This window comes from Campylobacter concisus, assembly GCF_902460545.1.
In the GTDB taxonomy this organism is placed as follows: Bacteria; Campylobacterota; Campylobacteria; order Campylobacterales; family Campylobacteraceae; genus Campylobacter_A; species Campylobacter_A concisus_AE.
Genome location: NZ_CABPUE010000001.1, coordinates 300300 through 312494 on the forward strand (window position 1 = coordinate 300300; position 12195 = coordinate 312494).

General features: G+C 37.8%; 6 protein-coding genes and 1 tRNA gene. All 7 read right to left on the minus strand.

The features are described 5' to 3' along the window. Positions 1-375: 375 nt before the first annotated feature. Positions 376-452 (minus strand) — tRNA-Arg (locus tag FZ949_RS01470). 78 nt (positions 453-530) lie between these two features. Further along, entirely contained in the window at positions 531-2609 is a 2079-nt protein-coding gene (gene fusA / locus FZ949_RS01475; protein ID WP_103580605.1) for an elongation factor G, read from the minus strand. A 12-nt stretch (positions 2610-2621) separates the two neighbouring features. Further along, positions 2622-3092 carry a 30S ribosomal protein S7 gene (gene rpsG / locus FZ949_RS01480; RefSeq protein WP_021090980.1) on the minus strand — a complete coding sequence of 157 codons (471 nt, stop codon included), beginning with the start codon at positions 3090-3092 and terminating at the stop codon, positions 2622-2624. Between the two features lie 78 nt (positions 3093-3170). Continuing rightward, a complete protein-coding gene (rpsL, locus tag FZ949_RS01485) occupies positions 3171-3569 on the minus strand; it encodes a 30S ribosomal protein S12 (RefSeq protein WP_021090705.1) in 399 nt (132 codons plus the stop codon). Between the two features lie 131 nt (positions 3570-3700). Beyond that, positions 3701-4090, minus strand: coding sequence for a DoxX family protein (locus FZ949_RS01490; RefSeq protein ID WP_103580604.1), 390 nt, complete (start codon positions 4088-4090; stop codon positions 3701-3703). Between the two features lie 121 nt (positions 4091-4211). Continuing rightward, positions 4212-8726 carry a DNA-directed RNA polymerase subunit beta' gene (gene rpoC / locus FZ949_RS01495; RefSeq protein WP_103580603.1) on the minus strand — a complete coding sequence of 1505 codons (4515 nt, stop codon included), beginning with the start codon at positions 8724-8726 and terminating at the stop codon, positions 4212-4214. Continuing rightward, positions 8713-12195 (minus strand): DNA-directed RNA polymerase subunit beta (rpoB, locus tag FZ949_RS01500; RefSeq protein WP_148790049.1); only part of this gene is annotated, 3483 nt, incomplete at its 5' end. The genes rpoC and rpoB, both read right to left, overlap by 14 nt.

Below are 12195 nucleotides of genomic sequence, written 5' to 3' on the forward strand. Positions count from 1 at the left end.
GATTATTAAATATATAAAATTTTTGTTGATAAAATTTATTAGTTTAGATAAAAATTAATAATATAACGTATTGATAAAAAAGCTAAACCCACTACGAATGCATATATAGATAAACCAACTAGATTGATAAAAGATATAGCTGCTTACCATTACACATTTTTATAAAAATTTTTCTTTGATTTTAGTGATCTTATTTGCATATCACTTGTAATCTTTTTTATAAAGTCCATTCTTTGCATTTTTTCTTTTACTCTATTATACTGATCAGCATAAGAGCATTTTTATAAATTGCTATATCTTATTATGCGTTTTAGTATATTTTAAAAAACACTTGTTTGAATACTTTGTATTTTACAAAAATGATTGCATGATGGATGGTGTCCCCAACAGGGTTCGAACCTGTGGCCTTAGAATTAGGAATTCTACGCTCTATCCAGCTGAGCTATGAGGACAATTCATAATTTTGTAGATAGATTTTATCAGAATAAATAATTTTTGAAGGACAGATTACTCTGCCCTTCTTTGGTTAATTAGCCATTTCTCTTTTTAATGATTTCATCACTTACGTTTTTAGGAACCTCTTCGTAGTGATCGAATTCCATTGAATAAGTTGCACGGCCTTGAGTCATTGAACGAAGATCTGTTGAATAGCCAAACATTTGAGCCAGTGGACAATAAGCGGCAATGATCTTCACACCATTTCTATCATCCATTGAATTTACTTGACCACGGCGTTTGTTAAGGTCGCCTATAACATCACCCATATACTCTTCTGGAGTTTCAACTTCAACCTTCATCATAGGCTCAAGAATAACAGCACCTGCCTTTCTAGCACCTTCCTTGAATCCCATTGAAGCAGCAAGTTTAAATGCCATTTCAGATGAGTCAACTTCATGGTAGCTACCATCAAATAGTGTAACTTTAACGTCTTCAACTGGGTAACCAGCAAGAACACCGCTTTGAAGTGCCTCTTTGCAACCTTTTTCAACAGCTGGAATATATTCTTTTGGAACAACACCACCTTTGATATCATTAACAAACTCAAATCCACTAGCAGCTGGAAGCGGCTCAATACGTAAAAATACGTGACCATATTGACCACGACCGCCTGATTGTTTAGCATATTTATACTCTTGCTCAACTGTCTTACGAATAGTTTCGCGATAAGCAACTTGTGGTTGACCAACTTCAGCATCAACTTTAAATTCACGAAGCATACGATCAACAATGATCTCAAGGTGAAGCTCACCCATACCACTAATAATAGTTTGACCGCTCTCTTCGTCTGTGCTAACTCTAAAACTTGGATCTTCTTGAGCTAGTTTTTGAAGCGCTATTGCCATTTTTTCCTGGTCTGCTTTTGTTTTTGGCTCAACCGCAACACTAATAACTGGCTCTGGAAAGTCCATTCTTTCAAGAATAACTTTATCTTTTTCACTAGCTAGAGTATCACCTGTTAGAGTATTTTTTAGACCAACAACAGCACCGATCTCGCCAGCGAAAAGCTCAGTAATCTCCTCGCGTTTATTTGAGTGCATTTTTAGCAAGCGACCGATTCTTTCTTTACTATCTTGAACAGTATTATAAGCATAACTACCGCTTTCTAAGCTTCCTCTATAAACACGAATAAATGTTAGCTGTCCAACAAATGGATCGGTCATGATCTTAAATGCAAGAGCTGCAAATTCACCATTGTCAGTACTTTCAACGGTTACTTCAGTACCATCTTCATATACGCCTTTAATAGCTTCAATTTCATCTGGAGCTGGCAAGTAATCAACAACAGCATCAAGTAGAGGTTGGATACCTTTGTTCTTAAACGCAGTTCCGCAAAGCATAGGCGTGATAGTCATTCTCAAGCAGCCTGCTTTTATGCCTTTTTTAATCTCTTCTTCACTTAGCTCTTCACCAGCAAAAAATTTCTCCATCAAGCTATCATCTGTCTCTGAAACTGCTTCGATTAGTTTTGCACGGTATTCCTCTGCTTTATCTTTAACTTCAGTTGGAATTTCTTCTTCAACATAGTCAGTTGGCTTTTTCTCATCATTCCAAACGTATGCTTTCATCCTTACAAGATCAACCACACCTCTAAAGTTATCCTCAGCACCTATAGGAATTTGAATAGGAATAGGGTTTGCTTTTAGCCTTTCCCTAATCTGCTCTTCAACTCTAAAGAAATTTGCACCAATTCTATCCATTTTATTGACAAAAACAATTCTTGGTACGTGATACTTATTTGCTTGTCTCCAAACAGTTTCTGATTGTGGTTGAACACCACCAACAGAACAAAATACTGAAACAGCACCGTCAAGAACACGCATAGAACGCTCAACTTCGATAGTAAAGTCAACGTGTCCCGGAGTGTCAATTAGGTTTATTTGATAACCCTTCCAAAATGCCGTAGTTGCAGCTGAAGTAATAGTAATACCACGCTCTTTTTCTTGTTCCATCCAGTCCATGGTAGCAGCACCATCATGAACCTCACCTATTTTATGGCTCATGCCAGTAAAGAATAAAATTCTCTCACTAGTAGTTGTCTTTCCAGCATCAATGTGAGCCGCAATACCGATATTTCTTACCTTATGTAAAGGCGTTTTTCTCTCTGCCATATTAATTCTTTCTTACCAGCGGTAGTGAGCAAATGCTTTATTAGCCTCTGCCATCTTGTAAGTATCTTCCTTCTTCTTGAAAGATGCACCTTTTGAGTTTGCCGCATCTAAGAGCTCATTCGCTAGTTTATCTATCATAGTTCTTTCGCTTCTTTTTCTAGCGTAAGTTATAAGCCAACGGATAGCAAGAGCTTGTTGGCGAGCTGGGCGAACCTCAACTGGTACTTGATAAGTAGCACCACCAACACGGCGTGATTTAACTTCTAGAATAGGTTTTACATTTTCAATAGCATCGTTAAAAACGTCGATACCTTTAACCTCAGCATTTTTCTTTTCTATGGCTTTAATAGCACCATACATTATCTCAGTAGCGACGCTTTTTTTGCCATCATACATAAGAGAATTAATAAATTTAGTGATTATTTTATTTCCGTAAATCGGATCAGGTAAGACTTCCCTTACAGGGGCTTTTCTTCTTCTCATTTTGATCTTTCCTTCAAATTTTTATGAAATTTTACTCAAACGTTTGCAAATTTTAGCAACATCTGCGAACCTAAATTTTTACTTTTTTGTTGCAGCTGCAGCGCCAGCTTTAGGGCGTTTCGCACCATATTTAGAACGAGAAACTGTTCTTTTTGCAACACCAGCAGTATCAAGTGCACCACGAACGATGTGATATTTAACGCCTGGTAAGTCTTTAACCCTACCGCCGCGAACTAAAACGATACTGTGTTCTTGTAGGTTGTGACCTTCACCACCGATATAGCTGATGACTTCAAAACCACTTGTTAGCCTAACTTTGGCAACTTTCCTCAAAGCTGAGTTTGGTTTTTTAGGAGTTGTAGTATAAACCCTAGTGCAAACTCCTCTTCTTTGAGGGCACTCTTTTAACGCTGGAGATTTTGACTTAACAGTCACTTTCTTGCGTTCTTTTCTGACCAATTGATTTATGGTTGGCACAATAATTCCTTTCAACTAAATTTATTAAAAAGACCTAATTTTATTTAAAATAAACTTAAATAACGGTTAATAAGTTAGACTTACTCATCTAATTCTTGATTTTACAAAAACTCTACTGTCTTTATTTTGTATTAATCTTGTTTGACAGCATATTTGCCACTACCTATCAAAAGAATACAAAGTGAAATAGCAATATAAAGGTAAATAAGTTCTGATTTAAAACCATTAACTTCATTTAATGCAAATAAATTTGTAAATCCATAGTACGAGTATAAAATAGTAATACTAGTACCTAAAACTAGGATAGCACCTATCCTTGAATAAAAACCAATAATTAACATTATGGGTGCTAATACTTCTCCAAGATAAGAAAAATATGCTAAAAATTCAGGCAAACCAGCATTGACCAATATACCTTTTACCCCACTAAGTCCATGTAAAATTTTACCAAAACCATGCATAAAAAGGCAGATACCAAGTCCTAAACGTATAAACAAAAGTCCAAGATCAACATTTTTCATAAATTCTCCATGATGTGATTTAAAAATAAGGATTTTATTAGGTGATAGTTAATAGCTTGTAAATTTTTAATTGATTTAATTTTTTAAGGAGGTTAAGCCCCAAAAATAGGGGCTTAAAGTATTAGTTTTCTTTGATTTTTACTTTTTTATCTTTATAAAAACCAGTTCCGACTGGGATCATACGTCCAAGGATAACGTTCTCTTTTAGATCCTCAAGATAGTCAAATTTAGCAGCAATCGATGCTTCTGTTAAAACTTTAGTTGTCTCTTGGAACGATGCAGCAGAGATCACACTATCACTTCCGATAGCTGCTCTTGTAACGCCTAATAAGATCGGTTCAGCAATAGCTGGCTCACCGCCCATGTTCATGATGCGCTCATTCTCTTCTTTAAATTTATTTCTTGAGACCATATCGCCAACTATAAAATTTGTATTTCCGCTATCAACGATTTTAACTTGGCGAAGCATTTGTGATACGATGATCTCGATATGTTTATCAGCGATCGCAACACCTTGGCGGCGATAAACTTGTTGAATCTCGCTAATCAAATAATAATGAAGTGCTTTTTCGCCAAGAATTCTTAAAATATCGTGGCTTGAGATTAGCCCATCAGTTAATTTCTCGCCAGCATGGACGAATTCCCCATCTCTTACTTGGATCTGACGACTTTTCTCGATCAAATACTCAGCAGTTGTACCATCTTCAGCTTGAATGATTATGCGCTCTTTTGAGCGAAGTGGCTTGTCAAATCTAACCACACCATCAATCTCCGCAACGATAGCTGTATTTTTAGGACGTCTTGCTTCAAATAGTTCGCTAACTCTTGGAAGACCACCAGTGATATCTTTTGACTTAGCGACAGCTTTTGGAGTCTTAGCCAAAATATCAGCCTGAGCTACTTCATCACCACTTGAGACAAAGATCGCAGTTTTTGGATCAAGCGGATACTTAATTAAATTTCCTTTTTTAGTAGCGATAATAATCGCAGGTTTTACACCACTTGGCAAATACTCATTGATAACAAGACGTCTTTGTCCAGTCGCTTCATCAGCTTGCTCAGTCGCACTATATCCTGGCTCAATATCCTCAAAGCTAACCACACCAGCTTCTTCAGCAATAGTTGGAGTTGAGTATGGGTCCCACTCAGCAATAATCAACTTATCATCTTTTTCAGGCAATGAGACTACTGTTGCTCTCTCAACTGCATCATTATCAGAAACTTGGATGATAGAATTCCTTGGGATATAATGGCGAACTGCCTCACGTCCATCTTTATCAGAAACAACCACAAAGAAACCTTTTTCAGTTACTTTGTGACCTTTTTTGATATCTTTAACCCTATCAAGATAATCACCTTTTAGTATGAAAAATTTAACCACACCATTTGCGTCGGCTAAAATTTTACGAGTTACCGGATCTCCGTCTGAAATTTTAAGCTCACTAGCGTATGGGATACGATTTGGGATATTCCAACCCTCTTTTATGATCTCAACGATACTTTCATTCTCTTTTACTTTATCGCCACTTACATAAGGTATATACATCTTTCCTTCGATCTTTCCGCTAACACCAGCTAGTTCGTTTGGCTTAGCAAGATCGTTTCTTCTGATCGTATATTTAACTTCTTCTTTTTTGCCTTTGATCACGATGTTTACATCTTCGTGGGCATATTCGATCTCTATTTTGCCTTCAATCGTTGATTTAATCTTTGGCTCAACAAGTAGTACAGCTGCGCTTCTTCTATTTGCAACAATCTTCTTATCGCCGTTATCATAAGTATTAAGGTTGTAATATCTGATAAAACCTTCTTTTTGGGCGATTACTTGACGATCTTGTTGCTCAGTAGAAGCCGTACCACCGATGTGGAATGTTCTTAGCGTTAGCTGTGTACCTGGCTCACCGATAGATTGAGCTGAAATGATACCAACTGCTTCACCTGGTTTTACAAGTTTACCCTCGCCCAAGTTTAAGCCGTAGCATTTTGCACAAACGCCTTTTGGTGCCTTGCACGTGATAGGCGTTCTAATGCTCACTGATTTTATACCAGCCTCAGTTATAGCTCTAGCTTTTTCTTCATCAAGTAGCGTGCCTTCGCTAAATAAAATTTCATTTGTTATAGGATCGATCACATCATCTGCTAAAACACGGCCTAATACTCTTTCTTCAAGGCTTTCTATTAGCTCGCCACTCTCTGTAATATCTGTAATTTCAACACCCTCGTGCGTACCGCAGTCATGCATTGTGACTTTAACATTTTGAGCAACATCGATTAGTTTTCTTGTTAAATAACCAGCGTTAGCTGTTTTTAACGCAGTATCCGCAAGACCTTTTCTAGCTCCGTGAGTAGAGTTGAAGTACTCCATTATGTTTAGACCTTCACGGAAGTTTGAAATGATCGGCGTTTCTATGATCGAACCATCAGGTTTTGCCATAAGACCACGCATACCAGCTAGCTGGCGAATTTGTGCTGCACTACCTCTCGCACCTGAGTCTGCCATCATATAAATTGAGTTAAATCCACCTTTATCGTTTTGGATAAGTTTCATCATCTCGCTTGCAACACTGTTGTTTGTATCTGTCCAGATATCAATGATCTTGTTGTATCTCTCACTATCTGTTAAAAGACCAGCGCCGTATTGCTTTTGAATTTCGCGAACTTTTTTCTTGGCTTCGTCGATATATTTTTGCTTGCTATCTGGCACGATTATATCAGCAATAGAGATAGAAATTCCTGCTTTTGTCGCATATCTAAAGCCTAAATTTTTAAGCTTATCAAGAAAGTCAGCCGTTACTTCAAGACCGCCATTTCTATAAACATAATCAACCAAATTTGCAATGTCTTTTTTCTTCATGATCTTATTCCACATATTTTCAGGAACAAAATCAGGAAGTATAGCTCTTAAAATCAAGCGACCAGCCGTCGTAAAGATGATCTTATTATCAACCATAGTCTTGATTTTAGCATGAAGACCAAGAGTATTAGCCTCTTCAGCGATCATTACTTCATCAACGCTTGAGAAAATTTTATTTGCGCCTTTTTCGTCATTTCTCTCTAGGCTTAAATAGTAAATTCCTAAAACCATATCTTGTGAAGGAACTGTGATAGCCTTACCGCTTGCAGGAAGCAAGATGTTCATTGAGCTAAGCATTAAAATTTTGCACTCAGCGATAGCCTCTTGTGATAGTGGCACATGAACAGCCATTTGGTCACCGTCAAAGTCTGCGTTGAACGCCGCACAAACTAGTGGGTGAAGTTGGATAGCCTTGCCCTCAACAAGCACTGGGTGAAATGCCTGGATAGAAAGCTTGTGAAGTGTTGGAGCACGGTTTAGCATAACTGGATAGTCTTTAACGACCTCTTCTAGGCACTCCCAAACCTCATTTGTCTTATCTTCTATCATCTTTTTAGCTTGCTTAACGGTTGTCGCATAGCCCTTTTCTTCAAGGCGAGCAAGTAAATGTGGCTTAAATAGTTCTAGAGCCATTTTCTTTGGAAGACCGCACTGATCCATCTTTAGCTTTGGACCAACGACGATAACAGAACGTCCAGAGAAGTCAACACGCTTACCTAGCAAATTCTGACGGAAGCGACCTTGCTTACCTTTGATGATCTCACTTAGTGATTTTAGTGGGCGCTTATTTGCACCTTTTACTGCATTTGCTCTGCGGCCATTATCAAATAGTGCATCAACAGCTTCTTGAAGCATTCTCTTTTCATTTCTAATAATGATCTCAGGTGCATCAAGCTCAAGCAGACGTTTTAGACGGCTATTTCTGTTTATTACACGGCGATATAGGTCATTTACGTCTGAAACAGCAAATTTACCACCATCAAGGCTGACTAGCGGTCTAAGATCAGGTGGAAGAACTGGTAAATTTGTTATCATCATCCACTCTGGGCGGTTACCTGAATTTAAAAAACTCTCGATAACTTTTAGGCGTTTTACGATAGTCTTTTTCTTGGCCTCAGAATTTGTAGACTCCATCTCTTCTTTTAGCTGATTTAAAATTTCCATCAAATCAAGCTCAGCTAGCATGTCATAGATGACCTCGCCACCCATTCTAGCTGTAAAACCAGTCTCTTCGTATCTTGAAGCTAGGCTTTGATATTGCTCTTCATTTAAAACGTCGTATTTCTCAACTTTTTTAGAATTTTCATTGTCGTAATAAGCTTCGCCAGCATTATCAACAATGTATGCCTCATAGTAAAGTACACGCTCAAGGTCTTTCATCTTAATACCAAGAAGTGCACCAATACGGCTTGGTAAGAAATTTACATACCAGATGTGAGCCACTGGAGTTACAAGCTCGATATGACCCATGCGAGAGCGGCGAACTTTAGATGTTGTTACTTCAACACCGCACTTTTCGCACTTGATGCCTTTATAACGCATCTTTTTATATTTGCCACAAAGGCACTCGTAATCACGGATCGGTCCAAAAATTTTCGCACAAAACAAGCCGTCACGCTCAGGTTTTAGTGTGCGGTAGTTGATAGTTTCTGGTTTTTTAACTTCGCCATAACTCCAAGATTTTATCTTCTCAGGACTTGCTAAACGAAGTTGAAAAGCTTCAAAATCACGAGGTCTATGCTCTTCTTTTATCTCAACTGGTTTTAAATTAGTTAGTTTCATTTGTCTCATCCTCATCATATACTTCTACATCAAGAGCTAGTGATTTTAGCTCGTTTGTTAGAACAAAGAACGTCTCAGGGATACCAGTCTCAGGAACGTTTTCACCTCTTGTTAAAGCTTTATAAGCAGAAAGTCTTCCCTCAACATCATCTGATTTTACAGTTAGCATCTCTCTTAGTGTATGAGCGGCACCATAAGCCTCAAGTGCCCAAACCTCCATCTCACCAAACCTTTGACCACCAAATAGCGCCTTACCGCCGACAGGTTGCTGTGTAACAAGGCTATATGGTCCAGTGCTTCTTGCGTGAACTTTTTCATCAACCAAGTGGTGAAGTTTTAGCATATACATACAACCAACATTAACACGTTCTCTTATCTTTGAGCCTGTGCGTCCATCGTATAGCTCAGTTTTACCATCGCTATCTATCTTTGCCATCTCAAATAGTTTAGCAAATTCATCAGCCTTAACGCCTTCAAAGATCGGAGTTGCAAATCTTACGCCATTACTCCAATCTTTTGCATATTCAAGAAGCTTCTCATCGCTCATCTTACCAAGAGCTTTTTTAGCGTCCATTAGCTTAGCAATACCTGCTATCTCTATCATCTTAGCTCTTAGCTCTTTTATCCACTCGCCTTTTTTGGTTTCAAAAATTTCATTTATCTGCTCGCCTAAGCGGTAGCCAACAAGACCAAGGTGGCTCTCTAAAATTTGACCGATATTCATACGGCTTGGAACACCAAGTGGGTTTAGCACGATATCTACGATCTGACCACTTGGAAGATAAGGCATATCGACTTCTCTTACTATATTTGAAACGATACCTTTGTTACCGTGACGTCCAGCCATCTTATCGCCGACTTTTAGTTTGCGCTTTGTAGCTATATAAACTTTTACAAGTTTTACAACGCCACTTGGTAAAATATCGTCTTTTTCTAAAATTTCTATCTTAGCGTCGTGCTCTTCTTTAAGCTTTTTCTTCTCATTTTGGAAGTAATTTTTTAGCTCGTCATATTTCTTTTGGATATCTTTTGAAAAGCTTTTAACGATAGCATTTAGAGTAAACCTATTTATATTTTCAAGATCAGCCTTATTGATCTTTGAGCCTTTCTTATACTCTTTTTTATTTACCTCTTGATCACTTGCTAGTGGATTTTTAGAAAGAAGTGCTGTAACTTTTAACATCTCTTCGCGGTCTAGCATAAGTAGTCTATCATGATGTTCTTTTTCTAAAAGAGTCTTCTCCTCTTCGTAAGCTTTATTTGTTCTGCTATCTTTTTCATAACCTTTTTTGGTGAAAATTTTAACATCAACAACCACACCTTCCATTGAAGCTGAAGCGTAAAGCGATTTATTTACCACGTGGCCAGCCTTTTCACCAAAGATCGCACGTAGTAATCTTTCTTCTGGAGTTGGCTTAACCTCGCCTTTTGGAGATACTTTACCAACAAGGATCATGCCAGGCTTGATCTCTGTACCAATTTTGACAATACCACTCTCATCAAGGTGCATAAGCTCCTCTTCTTTGACGTTTGGTATATCTTTTGTTATCTCTTCAACACCATCTTTTAACTCACGAGCCTCGATCTCTTTTTCGTAGATATGAACACTCGTAAAAGCATCTTCACGTATCATTTTTTCGCTAATGACGATCGCATCTTCGTAGTTGTAGCCATTCCAAGGCATAAATGCAATTAGTGCATTTTTTCCGATAGCTAGCTCGCCTTTTTCCATGCTTGGGCCGTCAGCGATTATTTGACCGGCAACAATCTCATCACCTTTTTTAACTATCGGATGTTGAGAAAAAGTCGTATTTTGGTTTGTTCTTAAATTTTTCTCCAAAGAGTAATGATCGATATATGGACCAGCTTCGTCTTCGCCTAAAATGAATATATTTTTATTATCAACCTTTTCAACCACACCACTACGTTTTGCTTTTACACTTTCCCATGCATCTCTTGCGATAACGCTCTCCATACCTGTTCCAACAATAGGAGCAGTTGAGCGAAGTAGTGGCACTGCCTGACGTTGCATGTTTGAACCCATGAGAGCACGGTTAGCATCATCATGCTCTAGGAATGGAATAAGTGAAGCCGCAACACCAGCTATCATACCAGAACAAAGGTCGATCAAAGTAACATCTTCTCTACGGGCAAGCATCATCTCGCCATCTTTTCTAACCTCAATCAAGTCCTCAACAATGTGTCCATTTTCATCAAGTTTAGTTGATGCTGGAGCTATAACATTGCCCTCTTCTTGAGTTGCGGTTAAATAAACTATCTCATCAGTCACTTTGCCATCTATAACTTTTTTGTAAGGAGCTTCAACAAAGCCAAGATCATTCACTTTTGCATAGGTTGAAAGTGTATTGATAAGACCAATATTTTGACCTTCTGGAGTCTCAACTGGACAAATTCTACCGTAATGAGTTGGGTGAACGTCACGCACCTCAAATCCAGCACGTTCTTTTACTAAGCCACCCTCGCCAAGCGCAGATAGACGGCGCTTGTGAGTAACTTCACTAAGTGGGTTTGTCTGATCCATAAACTGGCTTAACTGTCCACCTGTGAAAAATTCCATAATTGTTGCAGTAATCATTTTTGGATTAATAAGGTCGTATGGCATAATCTCTTCAGTATTATTGCTTAAGCTTGTAAATTTGTCGCGGATTGCCTTTTGCATCTTTACAAAACCGAGGTGAAGTTCGCTAGCAAGTAGCTCACCGATTGACCTTATACGGCGGTTGCCAAGGTGATCTCGGTCATCAATGTGACCTTGTCCGTTTTTAACTTTTATAAGATATTTCGCAGTTTTTATGATATCTTCGCTTGTTAGTAAAGTAACGTATTCTGGTACATCAAGTGAGAGCTTATGATTCATCTTCATACGACCAACTTTTGTTAAATCATATCTCTCAGGATTAAATAGCATATCATTTACAAAACTCTTTGCAGCCTCTTTTACAACTGGTTCTCCTGGTCTCATAACCTTATAAATTCTAATAGCCGCAAGATCATTTTCATCATCAACGGCCTCAGTTTGTTTTAAAACCTTAAGCATATCGTTGTCAGCTATGAAAGAATTTATAATCGCATCATCAACACCAGCAGCAGAGTTATTTATAATCTCAATACTTTCATGCTCAGCTAAAATTTTTGCAAGTTTATTCTCGTCAAGAGCAGATAGTGTATCATATAAAATTTCTCCACTCTCTGTATTGATTACAGGGTTTGCCAAATATCTACCAATAAGTGCTTCAACTGGGTATTCAACAAATTTTACGCCATCTTCAATCAATTTATCAGCTTTTTTCTTAGTAAGACGTTTACCTGCTTGGTGAAGAATTTCTCCATCTTCGTTTTTTATATCATATTCAACTCTTCCCAAATAATCTTCAGGATTAAAAAGAGTTAAGAATTTGTTATTTTTAATAATTAAATTTTGTATTGGATAAAACAACTTAATAATGTC